Annotated in this window: 8 protein-coding genes and 1 pseudogene; 8 read left to right on the top strand and 1 reads right to left on the bottom strand. The window is 66.7% G+C overall.

Features of this window, described 5'->3' with window-relative positions:
- Positions 1-581: pseudogene (locus tag B141_RS0137680) on the bottom strand (DUF222 domain-containing protein); the annotation flags it as partial.
- Between the two features lie 397 nt (positions 582-978).
- On the opposite strand from B141_RS0137680, the gene hutH reads away from it, so the two are divergent.
- The 8 genes from hutH to B141_RS0137640 all read left to right on the top strand — a co-directional run.
- Complete coding sequence (hutH, locus tag B141_RS0137675; RefSeq protein ID WP_020580341.1) at positions 979-2,544, top strand: histidine ammonia-lyase; 1,566 nt, start codon at positions 979-981, stop codon at positions 2,542-2,544.
- A 21-nt stretch (positions 2,545-2,565) separates the two neighbouring features.
- On the top strand, positions 2,566-4,296 hold the full coding sequence (gene hutU / locus B141_RS0137670; protein ID WP_020580340.1) for a urocanate hydratase: 1,731 nt from the start codon (positions 2,566-2,568) through the stop codon (positions 4,294-4,296).
- Entirely contained in the window at positions 4,293-5,516 is a 1,224-nt protein-coding gene (locus B141_RS0137665) for an allantoate amidohydrolase (RefSeq protein WP_020580339.1), read from the top strand. Before hutU ends, B141_RS0137665 begins: the two co-directional genes overlap by 4 nt.
- The gene (locus B141_RS0137660; protein WP_020580338.1) at positions 5,513-6,886 is read left to right on the top strand and encodes a formimidoylglutamate deiminase; all 1,374 of its coding nucleotides are present in this window, start codon (positions 5,513-5,515) and stop codon (positions 6,884-6,886) included. The genes B141_RS0137665 and B141_RS0137660 overlap by 4 nt, the downstream gene beginning before the upstream one ends.
- Positions 6,887-7,218: 332 nt before the next feature.
- The gene (locus B141_RS45020; protein ID WP_020580337.1) at positions 7,219-9,405 is read left to right on the top strand and encodes a M4 family metallopeptidase; all 2,187 of its coding nucleotides are present in this window, start codon (positions 7,219-7,221) and stop codon (positions 9,403-9,405) included.
- Between the two features lie 255 nt (positions 9,406-9,660).
- Positions 9,661-11,850, top strand: a complete 2,190-nt coding sequence (locus B141_RS0137650; protein ID WP_020580336.1) for a M4 family metallopeptidase — start codon at positions 9,661-9,663, stop codon at positions 11,848-11,850.
- A gap of 168 nt (positions 11,851-12,018) precedes the next feature.
- Positions 12,019-14,220, top strand: coding sequence for a M4 family metallopeptidase (locus B141_RS46680; RefSeq protein ID WP_020580335.1), 2,202 nt, complete (start codon positions 12,019-12,021; stop codon positions 14,218-14,220).
- Between the two features lie 487 nt (positions 14,221-14,707).
- Positions 14,708-15,828, top strand: a 1,121-nt coding sequence (locus B141_RS0137640; protein WP_026256936.1) for an Hsp70 family protein, incomplete at its 3' end; no start/stop codon positions are given.

Below are 15,828 nucleotides of genomic sequence, written 5' to 3'. Positions count from 1 at the left end.
TCTTCGCGGGCCTTCTTGTGGCGTTCTTTGGCTGCGTCGGGGTTGATCTTGATGATTTCGGCTTCGATGTAGAGCCGTAGCAGCCCGCCCCGCAGTTTCAACACCTCAGGGAAGATCGCCGCATCCACCAAGGTGCGGTCAGCCGGGGGGAGGAGGCTGAGCCGGTCGACGATCGTTCGAACCTCAGAAAACTCCAACTCACCGCGTTCGAGCGCCTGCCGGGTGTTCGGCAGATCGGTCAGGGCGAGGGCGATGAGCATGAACTGGTCGGCGCGGTAGTTGGTCCACCCCACCATCGGCGCCAGCAGTTCAGCCGCTCGCGGTTCCGGCCGAGACGAGCGTTCCGCCTCATCGTCACGGAAGCACGGTGGGCAGTGCGCCAAGGCCTGTGTGTCGCCAAGGCTCAACGCCTCAGCCCAACGGGCAACCTTGCGGCCCGCGCGGACCAGCTCCCCCACCTCAAACCCGTTACAGGCGTCCCGATCGACGCCAGCGAGCGCGGCCACCAACTCCGGACCGGGAAGCATCTCAGCAAACCCGGGCGGGAGCGGTGAGATCCGCACACCGTCGCCGTCGCTCATGTGTTCGAGTTTAGTCGATGACGATCATGGTTCGCAACCGCAGGCAGGAGCAAAGTGCCTTATTTATAAGGAGCTTCCAGGGTATCCGGCGGGCCGCCCACGTGTCAGTGTCCGGGCTCCAGGAGCGTGAGAACCAATGGGGGTCGTCCGCACGGCGGAGTCTTCACGATGTCGCCCAGCCGCCCCACCAGCCCCACCCGTCCAGCCGCAGCACCCGTCCCAAGTGGCTTCGGCCGTCGCCGACGGCCCCGCCCGTCCCCCAGCCGCGCCACCCTGTCGCCCTGCGGCCCCACCCAGGCGGTCTGCTCGCCCCGCCGCTGATCCTCGCCGCAGATCCACCCCGCGAACCTGCCACCCGGCACTGGTGTCCCGGCTCTCGGGAAGGTGGAATAACGGCATGGTCGCTCTCGTCCCCCTCCACCCAGGCCCGCTGACCGAAGCGGCCGTCGTCTCGGTCGCCCGTCACGGCGCGCGGGTCGACCTCACCCCAGACGCCCTGACCGCACTGGCCACCGGCCGCGCCGCAGTCGAGAAGTTGGCCGCCTCCGCGCGCCCGGCGTACGGCATCTCGACCGGGTTCGGCGCGCTCGCGACTCGCCACATCCCGCCCGAGCTTCGCGCCCAGCTTCAACGCAGCCTGATCCGCTCGCACGCCGCGGGTTCGGGTCCGGAGGTGGAGCGTGAGGTGGTCCGTGCCCTCATGCTGCTGCGGCTGCGGACCCTGGCCACCGGCCGGACCGGCGTACGCCCGGAGACCGCCCAAACCCTCCAGGCGCTGCTCAATGCCGGGATCACGCCGATCGTCCCGGAGTACGGCAGTCTGGGGTGCTCCGGTGATCTTGCCCCACTCGCGCACGTCGCGCTCGCGTTGACCGGCGAGGGTGAAGTCCGCGCCGCGACCGGCGAACTCCAGAACGCATCCGACGCCATGCAGTCCGCGGGCATCGCCCCGATCGAGTTGACGGACAAAGAGGGTCTGGCCCTCATCAACGGCACCGACGGCATGCTGGGCATGCTCTTGTTGGCCTGCCATGATCTCGAACGCCTTCTCAACACCGTGGACGTCACCGCGGCGATGAGTGTCGAGGCGTTGCTCGGCACCGACCGGGTGTTCGCGGCCGACCTTCAGGCACTACGCCCGCATCCTGGCCAGGCGATCTCGGCCGCGCACCTGAGGAGGATGCTCGCGGGTTCTGGCATCGTCGCCAGCCACGCCGGGCCGGAGGACACCCGCGTGCAGGACGCGTACTCGCTGCGCTGTGCACCGCAGGTGAACGGCGCGGCGCGCGACACCCTCGCGCACGCGCGTGCCGTCGCGCAACGTGAGCTTGACGCCGCGATCGACAACCCCGTGGTGCTTCCCGACGGCCGGGTGGAGTCGAACGGCAACTTCCACGGCGCGCCGCTGGCGTACGTTCTCGATTTCCTTGCGATCGCGGTGGCGGATGTGGCGAGCATGTCCGAACGCCGGACCGATCGGTTCCTCGACGTGGCGCGCAACCACGGCTTGCCGGCGTTCCTTGCCGACGACCCGGGCGTCGACTCCGGCCACATGATCGCGCAGTACACCCAGGCGGGCATCGTGAGCGAACTGAAGCGACTTGCCGTGCCGGCGAGTGTGGACTCGATCCCATCCTCGGCGATGCAGGAGGATCATGTCTCGATGGGATGGTCGGCAGCCCGCAAGTTGCGCCGCTCCCTCGACGGCATGACAAGAGTGATCGCGATCGAACTCCTCACCGCGGCGCGCGGTCTCGACCTGCGGGCACCCGTGCCGGCCGCGCCAGCGACGGCCGCGGTCGTGGCGGCGCTGCGGCGGCAGGTGCCTGGCCCGGGGCCGGATCGCCCGCTGTACAAGGAGATCGAGGCCGCGGTGGAGTTCGTGCACAGTGGTGCCGCGGTCGCCGCCACTGAGGCTGTTACCGGCCCATGGCATGACCAAGCCCAGGAGGGACGCGCATGAGTGAGCGAAGCGAGGACGCGCATGAGCGACGACACGCATCACCCTGAGGTGCAGCACCATGACACGCACGAGAGCGTGCCGCGCACTGTGACCGCTCCGACGGGCACCACCTTGCACGCGCGAGGTTGGCCTCAGGAGGCGGCCCTGCGCATGCTGCAGAACAACCTCGACCCCGAGGTCGCGGAGCATCCCGAAGAACTCATCGTCTACGGCGGCAGCGGCAAGGCGGCCCGCGACTGGGCCAGCTTCGACGCACTTGCCCGCACCCTGGAGTGGCTCGCCGACGACGAGACCATGCTGGTGCAGTCGGGCAGGCCGGTCGGTGTCCTGCGTACGCATGAATGGGCGCCGCGGGTCATTCTCGCCAACTCCAACCTGGTCGGCGATTGGGCGACCTGGGATGAGTTCCGGCGGCTCGAGGCGCTGGGCCTGACGATGTACGGCCAGATGACCGCCGGGTCGTGGATCTACATTGGTACGCAGGGAATCCTGCAGGGAACGTACGAAACGTTCGCGGCGGTGGCGGCGTCTCTCGCGGCGAAACGCTCCGGCCAGGCGGGGGACGGCTCGCTCGCCGGGACCCTCACGCTCACCGCCGGCCTTGGTGGGATGGGCGGCGCGCAGCCCTTGGCGGTGACGATGAACGGCGGCGTCGTCATCTGCGTCGAGTGCGACGAGTCCCGGATCCAACGGCGCCTCCAGCACCGTTACCTCGACGTTCGCGCGGACTCCGTTGACCATGCGCTGAGGCTTGCCGAGGAGGCGACCCGATCACGAAACCCTTTGTCCATTGGGGTTCTCGGCAACGCGGCCGAGGTTGTTCCCGAACTCCTGCGGCGGGGCGCGCCGGTCGATGTCGTCACCGACCAGACCTCGGCCCACGACCCGTTGATGTATCTTCCGGTCGGCGTGGCCTTCGAGGACTGGGCCGCGGTCCGTGCCAAGGACCCTGCCGGGTTGACCGAACGTGCTCGCGAGTCGATGGCCCGCCACGTCGAGGCGATGGTCGGGTTCCTCGACGCGGGAGCCGAGGTCTTCGACTACGGCAACTCCATCCGCGACGAGGCGCGCAAGGGCGGGTTGACGCGGGCGTTCGACTTCCCCGGCTTCGTGCCGGCGTACATCCGGCCGCTGTTCTGCGAAGGCAAGGGGCCGTTTCGCTGGGTGGCGCTCTCCGGTGACCCCGAGGACATCGCGAAGACCGATCGGGCTGTGCTCGACTTGTTCCCCGAGAACGCCTCGCTGGCCCGCTGGATCCGGCTCGCCGGTGAGCGGGTGCACTTCCAGGGGCTCCCCGCGCGGATCTGCTGGCTGGGGTACGGCGAACGTGACAAGGCCGGCTTGCGCTTCAACGAGATGGTCGCGTCGGGTGAGTTGAAGGCGCCGATCGTGATCGGTCGCGACCACCTCGACTGCGGTTCGGTGGCCTCGCCGTACCGCGAGACCGAGGCGATGCTCGACGGTTCCGACGCGATCGCCGACTGGCCGCTGCTCAACGCGATGGTCAATGTCGCCTCCGGCGCCTCGTGGGTGTCGATCCACCACGGCGGTGGTGTTGGCATCGGGCGTTCGATCCACGCGGGCCAGGTGACGGTGGCGGACGGCACGCCACTCGCCGCGCAGAAGCTCGAACGCGTGCTCACCAATGACCCGGCGATGGGCGTGATCCGGCACGTGGATGCCGGCTACGACAGGGCTGAACAGGTGGCCGCCAGCCGCGGCGTCCGTGTACCCATGCGTGAGGGACCGTGAACTTCGACTCGATGTGGACCACGCTGCTGCCCATCGGACGTGATCCGCGTACCGGTGGTTATCGCAGGTTCGTGTGGAACGCCGCGGAGCAGGAATGCCGTCAATGGTTCCTTGCCGAGGCGGCGCAACGCGACCTTGACGCCAGGACGGACCAGAACGGCAACCTCTGGGCCTGGTGGGGCGATCCCGATGGCGCGGACGAGTCGCCGGGGGCCGTCACCGGTTCCCACCTGGACTCGGTTCCAGCTGGAGGGGCGTACGACGGCCCGCTCGGTGTCGTCTCGGCCTTCGCGGCTCTCGACCTCCTGCGAGAACGCGGCGTCCAACCGGCGAGGCCGCTGGGCATCGTGGCCTTCGCCGACGAGGAAGGCGCGCGGTTCGGAGTCGCGTGCGCCGGATCGAGGCTGCTCACTGGTTCACTCAAACCCGACCTGGCCCGCGCACTCGTGGACGCCGACGGAATTTCGTACGCCGAAGCGATGGAACGCGCCGGCCACGACCCGACGAGGATCGGCCGGGACGACCAGACCCTCGAAAAGATTGGCGTCTTCGTCGAACTCCACGTCGAGCAGGGCCGGGGCCTGGTCGACCTCGACGCCCCCGTCGCGCTGGCCGAGGGGATCTGGCCGCATGGGCGCTGGCGGTTCGAGTTCGCCGGCGAAGCCAACCATGCCGGCACCACGCGGATGGAGGACCGGCGTGACCCGATGCTGACGTACGCCATGACCGCCCTCGCCGCCAACAAGCGTGCCCGGCTGACCGGCACCCGCGCGACGTTCGGGCGGATCGAGGTGGAGCCGAGCGCCACCAACGCCGTGCCGTCGCGCATCACGGCCTGGCTCGATGCTCGCGCACCCGACCAGGGCGCCCTCGACCAGTTACTGGCCGACATCGGCCGCCAGGCCCGCGACCGCGCCGGTCGGGACGGCACCGTCGTTGACGTCCGGCAGGAGTCCGTCACGCCCATGGTGGCGTTCGACGCCGAGCTGCGGCGCAGCCTGGCGCGAGTGGGCCCGACCAGCCGCGAGCTTCCGGTGCTCCCGACCCAGGCCGGTCACGACGCCGGAATCCTCGCCGAGGCCGGCGTACCCGTCGCGATGCTCTTCGTGCGGAACCCGACCGGTGTCTCCCACTCTCCCGAGGAGTACGCCGAGCCCGCCGACTGCCACGCGGGAGTCGAGGTTCTGGCGAGCGCGCTCGAGGAGTTGCTCGCACGATGACGACCACCGGCGCGACGGCGTACTGGTGCGAGCTCGCGTGGGTCCCCCCGGGCGAGGTCGCGTCAGGAGTGCTGGTCCACGTCGACGACACCCACATCACCGCGGTCGAGCGTGCTGCCACACCTCCGCCGCGAGCGACCCGGCTACCCGGACTCACCCTCCCGGGGCTGGCGAACGTGCATTCCCACGCGTTCCATCGCGCGCTGCGCGGCCGCACGCACGGGGTGCCGACAGCAACCGGAGCCGGGCGAGGCAGCTTCTGGACCTGGCGCGAGCGGATGTACGACGTCGCGCGTCGGCTCGACCCCGACACCTATCACCAGTTGGCGCGCGCGGTGTACGGCGAGATGGTGCTGGCCGGCATCACCTGCGTGGGCGAGTTCCACTACCTCCACCACGGCCCGGACGGCACGCCGTACGACGAACCCAACGTGATGGCGGAGGTCCTGGTCGCCGCCGCCCGCGAGGCTGGTCTCCGGATCACGGTGCTCGACACCTGTTACCTCACCGGCGGCATCGGCGCCCCGCTGTCAGGAGCGCAGATGCGCTTCGGCGATGGTGATGCCGAGAAGTGGGCCACCCGCGCCGACCAGCTGCGGGGCGCCCACGCGAAGGACCACGACGTGGTGGTGGGAGCCGCCGTCCACTCCGTGCGCGCCGTACCACCGCACGAACTCGCGACGGTCGTCTCCTGGGGCCATGCGTCACACGCGCCACTGCATGTCCACCTGTCGGAGCAGCGCCGCGAGAACGCCGACTGCGAAGCGGCGTACGGCGTCAGCCCGACCGCGCTTCTCTTCGAGCACGGCGTACTCGGCCCGCGGACCACTGCTGTACACGCCACCCACCTGGACGAGGGCGGTGTCGGCCTCCTGGCCGGGACGGAAACGACCGTGTGCCTGTGTCCCACGACCGAACGCGATCTCGCCGACGGCATCGGTCCTGCGTCCTCACTGAGCCGGGCGGGCAGCCCGCTCGTTCTCGGCAGCGACAGTCACGCGGTCATCGACCTCTTCGAGGAGGCACGCGCCCTCGAACTCGACGAACGCCTGCACACGGAGGAACGCGGGCACTGGTCGGCGCCAGAACTCCTGACCGCGATGTCGGAGTCGGGCCACCGTGCGCTGGGGTTTGCCGACGCGGGGCTGATCGCGCCGGGCGGATGGGCCGATCTGGTGAGTGTGCGGCTGGACTCTGTACGAACGGCCGGAGCGGACCTCGGCCGGGCGGTCGACATGGCGGTGTTCGCCGGCACGGCCGCCGACGTTGTCAGCGTGGTCGCGAGCGGGTGTCCCGTGGCGTCGAACGGCCACCATCTCCGGTTGGGAGACGTGGGGGCGCTGCTCACCTCGAGCATTCAGACGCTGTGAGGGCCTGTTTTCGTGGCCTGGTGGCGGAACCCTGCGCGGGGCACCTGCGTCAGTTCGGATGACTGCCGGACTACCGGTTCACCCGACACGCCGGAAGCGGTCGGGCGTGATCGTATCCCCGGGCGTGTCGCTGCGCCGTGATCAAATGCCGTGCAGGATGCCCCGGTTTAGGGCGATAAGTTCACAGACGTTCTGTGAGGAAACGATCACTCTCGGGCAACTAGGTGTCAACTGCGCAGAGTTTTCCCCAGGCTGGCTGAAGCGCCCCTGCGATTTGCTCTAGGCTCCGGTTCTGTTTTCTCCTTCCAGACGACACCCCCGGGGGGTCACACGTGAGATCGCGTCGCCTGGTCGGCGGCCTCGCAGCCCTTGCCACCGCTGTCAGCGGTTCGGCTCTGGTGGCGATGGCCGCACCGGCCAACGCGGGCTCGACGACGAGTCCCGCGTTCGGTAAGAACCCTGATGCCGTTGTCCAGCAGCGTGGAAATGACGGCACAGTCCGAGTTCTCGAGTCCAAGGGCGGCACCATCGCGCGCCCGCAGGGCGTTCCCGCCAGGGCGAAGCCCGAAACGGCCGCCAAGGCACACCTGACCAAGTACGCCGGCGCCTTCGGTGTGGCGGCCACAGAGCTGAAGGTCAACAGCACCACGAAGCTCGACACTGGCGCCGCGGTGCGGTTCGACCGCACCTACGCCGGCGTTCCCGTGTTCGCCGGACAGTTGGTCGTCTCCCTTGACGACAGCAACAACCTCGAGTTCATCGTCGGTGAGACGGGTGGCAAGCCAGCCCGGTCGTTCCCCACTGTCGGTAGCTTCCAACAGTCCAAGTTCGCGGCCGTCGCCAAGAAGGTCGTGGCCGTCCGCGAGAAGCTCGGATCGACCGCGGGCCTGAAGGTCGAGTCGCAGGGCAAGAACTGGTACGACGGCAAGGTGCTGGGTGTGCCCGGTGCTGATGGCGTCGCACCGACCCTCAGCTTCAAGGTTCGCAACGCTGACCGCGCGATCCAGTACCAAGTCCTGGTCAACGCGTCGACCGGAAAGGTGGAGCTTGCCTACTCCACCAACCCGCACGCCCTCAACCGCGTGGTCTGTGACGCGAAGTCCCAGGTGGTCCAGGACTACTCCTGCGACGGCCAGGCCGTGGCTTACGCGCGCACCGAGGGGCAGGGCCCGAGCGGCGTCAAGGACGTCAACGACGTCTACGACTACTTCCGCGACACCTCGGTCCGCTTCGCCAGCTACCTCAACGTCGACCTGACGGCGCTGATCGGCGCTGACCTGGGCGACGGCAAGGGCAAGGCGCTGCGCGGCACCGTCCGGGTCTGCACCCAGGACGCCTGCCCCTACCCCAACGCCTTCTGGGACGGCGTGCAGATGGTGTTCGGTCAGGGCGTGACCACGGACGACGTGGCCGCGCACGAGCTCACGCACGGCGTGACCGAGCGCACCTCAGGTCTGGCGTACCTCTTCCAGTCCGGTGCCATCAACGAGGGTCTCTCCGACTTCTTCGGTGAGATCGTCGACATCACCAACGGCAGCGCGGACGACACTCCGGCCAACCGTTGGAAGATCGGCGAGGGCTCGTCGCTCGGCGTGATCCGCGACATGAAGAACCCCGGCGCCTACGACCAGCCCGACCGGATGACCTCGGCGAAGTGGTTCGACGACGCGGCGTTCGAGGACAACGGCGGCGTTCACTACAACAGCGGCGTCTTCAACAAGGCCGGCTTCCTGCTGGTCGACGGCGGCACCTTCAACGGCTACCAGATCCGCGGCCTCGGCCCGGCGAAGGGGTCGAAGATCATGTGGACGCTCCAGAACCTCCTGGCGCCCGGTGCCGACTACAAGGACGTCTTCTACACCCTGCCGCTGTCCTGCCGTAAGAACATCGGCCGGGCCGGGACGTTCGTCACCGAGGACGACTGCCAGCAGGTCGACAAGCTTGTCCGGGCCACTGAGATGTACAAGGACCCGAAGGTCGGCTTCGCCAAGAACGTCAACTACTGCGCCGCCGGCAAGAAGGTCGTTCCGTCCTACACCGAAGGTTTCGAGAACAAGGCGAACTGGACCTTCGAGGGCGACTGGATGCTGGCCAGCGAGACCTTCTTCTACCGCTACGCGACGGTCGGTGAGGAATCTGCCGTGGCGTGGACCGTTCCCGGTGACGACATCTCGCTGACACAGAAGAAGGCGGTCAAGATTCCGGCCGGTTCGTTCGTCCGGTACGACCACGCCTACCTGCTCGCCGACGGTGACGGTGCGGCGCTGGAATACACCACCGACAACGGCGCGACCTGGAAGCCCGCGGCTGGTCTGCCGAACGTCAACGGTGAGACCACGCCGGTCGACACGTTGAACGGAGCGAAGAGCTTCGCCGGTGTGTCGAACGGCTTCGGCGGAACCCGCTACAGCCTGTCCAGCCTGTCGGGCAAGTCGGTGAAGTTCCGCTTCCACTCCTCGGTCGCGACCGACGAGTCCGCATGGTGGGTCGACAACTTCAAGATCTACACCTGCAGCTGAGATTCTCGGCGCCTTAGTCAAGGGCCCTGGTTCCGTTCGATCGAACGGAACCAGGGCCCTTTGACGCTTTCGTTTGTTAGTTTTTGTGCCGGAATGCGGAATTAATGCGGTGAGTGACCGAGTCGCAACTATCCGTTTAAGGGGTCTTCGTCATACCTCGCTCACTTTGCGCCTCCTTGGGTAGGCAACGTCTTGTATCAGCCACTAAGCTCGCGCGGGCATAATCAGTCCAATTTCTGACGATGGGGGTTTCTTGTGAAATACCGACGCACAGTCGGCGGCTTAGCCGCCCTGGCGACGGTTGTCAGCGGCAGCGCACTGGTTGCGCTGGCCGCACCGTCCTATGCCGGCTCGACGACCGGCCCGGGCTTCCCGGGTAAGACGGCCTCCGACAGCTCGGTCAAGGTGCTGAAGGGGTCCGACGGCTCCACCAGCGGCGTCGAGGCCAAGGGCGGATCGATCGCCCTGCCGAAGGGCACGGGCGGCTCGCCCGAGGACGCGGCGAAGTCGCACGTTCGACGCTTCGCCAGCAAGCTCGGCGTCTCGGCTGACACCCTCAAGCCGGTGACGTCGGCGAAGGTGGCCGGCGGCAACACGGTCAAGTTGCAGCAGTACATCAACGGCGTGCCGGTTGTCGCCGGTGAGGTCGTGGCCTCCCTCGACAGCAATGGCGGCCTCGAGGCACTGCTCGGCAAGACGGCCAAGGGCGCGGTGGAGTCTCCTAAGAGCCTGCTCAGCGAGCTGAAGTCGCAGCTCATCGCGCGCAGGTACGTCGCCTCCAAGGCCAAGATCTCCGCTGCCGGCCTCCGGGTCGAGAGCGAGGGACGCTGGATCTACAACCCGTCGCTGCTCGGTGCGCCGGGAGCTCCGGTCAACCGCGAGACCTTCAAGTTCAACGTGTCGACCGCCGACCACATGGTCGACTACACGGTCTTCGTCGACCCGGGCTTCCGCTCTGTGGCGTTCGCGGTGTCCAACAACCACGAGGGTCTCAACCGCAAGGTCTGTGACCTCAACAACAAGGACGTCGGCACCTTCGAGGGCGTGCAGTGTGACGGCAGCACCGTCGCCTACAAGCGCACCGAGGGCCAGCCGGCTTCCAGGATCGCCGACGTGGACGCCGTCTACGACAAGCTCGGCGAGACCGCCAAGTGGTACGCGTCGTACGTCAACCTCGACGTGTCGGCGCTCGTCGGCGGTTCTGACAAGTCGCTGAAGGCGACGACCCGGGTCTGCGCGACCCAGGTGCAGCAGGGCTGCCCGCTCCAGAACGCGTTCTGGAGTGACGGCCTCAAGCAGATGGTCTACGGCCAGGGCTTCACGACGCAGGACGTCACCTCGCACGAGTTGACGCACGGCGTGACGGCTCACACGTCGAAGCTCTACTACGCCTACCAGTCGGGCGCTCTCAACGAGTCGCAGTCCGACGTGTTCGGTGAGCTGGTCGACCTCGCGGCCAACCCGCAGAAGCAGAACACCAACGCGGCGTGGCTGATCGGCGACGACATGCAGGGCGGCGCGATCCGCAGCATGAAGGACCCGACGGCTTTCGGTGACCCCGACAAGATGACGTCGCGCAACTGGAACGCTGACCCGGAGTTCCAGGACGCTGGCGGTGTCCACAGCAACAGCGGTGTCTTCAACAAGACCGCCTACCTCGTTGCCCAGGGTGGCAACTTCAACGGTTACAACGTCCGCGGCCTTGGTCTGGCCAAGACGTTCAAGATCTACTGGACCGTCCAGAACCTCCTGACCTCCGGGTCGGACGCGAAGGACATGTTCAACGCTCTGCCGCTCGCGTGCAAGAAGAACGTCGGCCGGGCCGGCACCTTCATCAACGCGGACGACTGCGCGCAGGTCGACAAGGCCGTCCGGGCGACCGAGCTCTACAAGGACGCTCCGGCTGGTGCCCCCGTCGCGACGCCGTACTGCAACGTCGGCAACGTCAAGGCCTCGTACTCCCAGGGCTTCGACGCCAAGCCGTCCGACTGGACCCTTGCCGGTGGCGCGGGTCTGACGGTTGCCAACTTCGAGTTCGACTACGTCAACTCTGGTAAGGACGCGCTCGGCCTCTTCACCGAGACCGGTCGGGTCAACGCCGCCTCGGCGACCTCCAAGGCGGTGAAGGTTCCGGCGGCCAGCTTCCTCCGGATCGACTACGCCACGCTGTTCACGCTCTACCAGCCGCTGGCCGGTGCGAGCGCGGTCGTCGAGTACTCCACCAACGGTTCGACCTGGCGGTCGGCGGGCACCCTGCCGTCTTCCGTCAACGGCGGCCCGTGGACAAAGCACTCCAACGGTTGGTCTTCGGCGAAGTTCAACCTGGCCACCCTTTCGGGACAGAACGTCCAGTTCCGCATCCGGATGGCCGGTGTCTCTGGCGACGCCAACAACCCGGTGTCGCTCCTCACCGTCGACAACTTCAAGATCTACAGCTGCGGATGATCAGGGACCTGGCTGAACGACTGACCGTCTGAGGCCACCCCTCCGCACAAGCACAGGGCCCCGAGGTCGCTTCGGCGACGTCGGGGCCCTGTCGTGTATGTCCGATTTCGAGGTGATTAGGCTACACATCGGCATGATTGTGCTCTATCACCCAGATCGGGGGTTAGTGTGAAGTACCGACGTACAGTCGGCAGCCTGGCCGCCCTGGCGACGGTGGTCAGCGGGAGCGCGCTCGTCGCGCTCGCCGCACCGTCGTACGCCGGCGTCACGACCGGCCCGAGCTTCCCGCTCAAGAGCGGGGACAACTCGGTCACGCTTCTGCGTGGCAGTAACGGGTCGGTCGGCGCCGTCGAGGCCAAGGACAAGCCGATTGCGCGCCCCAAAGGCGCGAGCAAGCAGCCGGTGAAGGCGGCCGAGGCGCACCTCGACCGGTTCGCGCCGGACTTCGGCGTGAGCGCGAAGGAGCTCAAGTCGATCGGCTCGTCGGATCTCGGCGACGGCAGCATCGTGAAGGTCCAGCAGTACAAGAACGGCCTGCCGGTGATCGCAGGCGAGCTCGCCGTCGCGCTGAACCGCGCCGGCGATCTCGAGGCGATCGTGGGCAAGACCGTTCAGGGTGTCGTCGACGTCCCGGCGAGCCTGATCGGCGAGGCGAGGGCGCAGCGGACGGCGCGCGACTACATCGCGAAGGACGCGAAGGTCGCCGCGCACCGGCTCAAGGTCACCAGCAAGGGTCGGGCCATCTACAACCCGAGCCTGCTGGGCGCTCCCGGGCCGGCCACCAGCCGCGAGGTCTACTGGTTCACCGTGCGGACCAGCGACTACATGGTCGACTACGACGTCCTGGTCGACCGTGGCCTCAACACCGTCGCGCTGACCGCGTCCAACAACCACAAGGCGCTCAGCCGGAAGGTCTGCGACCTGAACAACCAGGACGCCAAGACCCTCGACGGCGCCAAGTGCGACGGCAAGACGGTCGCGTACTCCCGGCAGGAAGGCGGGGCGGCCAGCGGCATCGCGGACGTCGACGCTGTCTACGACAAGCTTGGCGAGACCGCCAAGTGGTACGCGTCGTACGTCAACGTCGACGTCTCGGCGCTCATCGGCGGTGACGAGAAGGCGCTCAAGGCGACCACCCGGGTCTGCGCCTCCGACGTCCAGGAGGGCTGCCCGCTCCAGAACGCGTTCTGGAGCGACGGCCTCAAGCAGATGATCTACGGCGAGGGTTACACCACCCAGGACGTCACGGCCCACGAGCTCACGCACGGCGTGACGGCCCACACGTCCAAGCTGTGGTACGCGTGGCAGTCGGGCGCGATCAACGAGTCGATGTCCGACGTCTTCGGCGAGGTCGTCGACCTGGCGGCCAACCCGAGCAAGCAGGGCACGGACGCCGCGTGGCAGATCGGCGATGACATGCCGGGTGGGAAGATCCGCGACATGCGGGACCCGGGCGACTCCTCGCTCGCGAACCCGCAGCCGGACCGGCTGACGTCTGACCTGTGGTACGCCGACGAGGACTACCTCGATGACGGTGGCGTCCACTTCAACAGCGGCCCGGGCAACAAGGCGGCGTACCTCATCGCACAGGGCGACAACTTCAACGGCTTCGACGTCCGGGGCCTGGGGCTCGCCAAGACGTTCAAGATCTACTGGACCGCACAGAACCTCCTCACCTCTGGTGCGGACTACAAGGATCTGTTCAACGTCCTGCCGCTGTCGTGCCGTAGGAACGTCGGCAAGGCTGGCACGTACATCACCGAGGACGACTGCGTCCAGGTCGACAAGGCCGTCCGGGCCACCGAGATGTACAAGGACCCGGCGAGCGCCGCGCCGACTGCGACGCCGTACTGCGACAAGGGGACCGTCAAGGCCTCCTACGCCCAGGGCTTCGACGCCAAGCCGAGCGACTGGGAGTTCGTCGGTGGTGCCCTGCTCACCAGCGCCGACTTCAAGCTCGACTACGTGAACACGGGCAAGGACGCGCTCGGCCTCGTCACATGGGAGGCGGAGAACGTCCCCAGCGCGACGGCAACGTCGGATGCGCTGTCGATCCCCGCGGGCAGCCAGCTGCGGTTCGACTACGCGACGCTGTTCACGTTGTACCAGCCGCTCGCGGGCGCGACCATGAAGTTCGAGTACAACGACGGCTCGGGCTGGAAGGCCGCCAGCGGTCTTGCGGGTGCGGTGAACGGCGGACCGTGGACGAAGCACTCCACGGGCTGGGCCCCGGCGAAGTACGACCTGTCGAGCCTGGCGGGCAAGAAGGTGCAGTTCCGGTTCACCGTGACCGGCCTGTCTCCCGACGCGGCCAAGAACCCCGTGTCGGAGGCGTTCGTCGACAACTTCAAGATCTACACCTGCGCCTGAGGTTGTACGACGGACCGCGAGGTCGATCTGAGGTCCGGCGGCTGGGGAGGTCGACGTCCTCCAAGGACCCGGATCAGTTGGGCGCCGGCCACGTGAACATGTGACCGGCAGGTGAAGGGCCCTGGTCCCACCCCGAGGGGTGGGACCAGGGCCCTTCACCATGAGGTACGCCGTGCGGGGGAGGCGCCTGCCTGACCTGATCTACCCGTGGCGCCGTCCGACAGAATGTCCCACTTTGATGTAGAAGGTCGGGCCTGCTGGTTCGACGGTTCGGGGGACTGGGTAGGGAATACCCTGGACATCCCCTGAAGTTGAGTCCGCTGGGCTCAGATCTGTTGACGAACGCGGACGCGGTCTGCAGGATTGAGCACGCTAGGCTCAAGGTGAGCGAGGCAGGCGGACAGCCCGCCGACTCACCTCCCCGTACCACTAAGGAATCCGGCGCCCACCCCTGGAGCCGGACCGACTCATCGGAGGCTGGAGCGTTATGGCTCGTGCGGTTGGTATTGATCTTGGTACGACGAATTCTGTGGTGGCGGTTCTTGAGGGTGGGGAGCCGACGGTGGTGACGAATGCGGAGGGGGCGCGTACGACTCCGTCGGTGGTGGCGTTTGCGAAGAATGGGGAGGTGTTGGTTGGTGAGGTTGCGAAGCGTCAGGCTGTGACGAATGTTGATCGGACGATTCGTTCGGTGAAGCGTCATATGGGGTCTGGTTGGAAGACGGAGATTGATGGGAAGGCGTTTACGGCGCAGCAGATTTCTGCGTTTGTTTTGCAGAAGTTGAAGCGGGATGCTGAGGCGTATTTGGGTGAGCCGGTTACTGATGCGGTGATTACGGTTCCGGCTTATTTTTCGGATGCGCAGCGGCAGGCGACGAAGGAGGCTGGTGAGATTGCTGGGCTGAATGTTCAGCGGATCATCAATGAGCCGACGGCGGCTGCGTTGGCGTATGGGCTTGATAAGGAGCATGACCAGACGATTCTGGTGTTCGATCTTGGTGGTGGCACGTTTGATGTGTCGTTGTTGGAGATCGGTGAGGGTGTTTTTGAGGTCAAGGCGACCAGTGGTGACAATCATCTTGGTGGGGATGACTGGGATGCCAAGATTGTTGATTGGTTGGTGACTCAGTTCAAGAACAAGCAGGGTATTGATCTGGGTGCGGACAAGATTGCGAAGCAGCGGTTGACGGAGGCTGCGGAGAAGGCGAAGATCGAGTTGTCGTCGGCTTCGGAGACGCAGATTAATCTGCCGTATGTCACGTTGGGTGAGTCGGGTCCGTTGCATTTGGATGAGAAGTTGACGCGGGCTGAGTTTCAGCGGTTGACGGCGGATCTTCTTGAGCGGTGTCGGCGTCCGTTTCAGCAGGTGTTGAAGGATGCGTCGATTGAGCTTGCCAGGATCGATCATGTGATTTTGGTGGGTGGTTCGACGCGGATGCCGGCGGTGGCGGATCTGGTGCGTGAGTTGTTGAATGGTAAGGAGCCTCATAAGGGTGTGAATCCTGATGAGGTGGTGGCGGTTGGTGCGTCGTTGCAGTCGGGTGTGTTGAAGGGTGAGGTGAAGGACGTTCTGCTGCTTGACGTCACGCCGCTGTCCCTCGGCATCGC

The organism is Actinopolymorpha alba DSM 45243, from assembly GCF_000373925.1.
GTDB lineage: Bacteria > Actinomycetota > Actinomycetes > Propionibacteriales > Actinopolymorphaceae > Actinopolymorpha > Actinopolymorpha alba.
The sequence above is the reverse complement of the archived record's forward strand: the minus strand, read 5'-3'. Positions and strand labels throughout refer to the sequence as shown.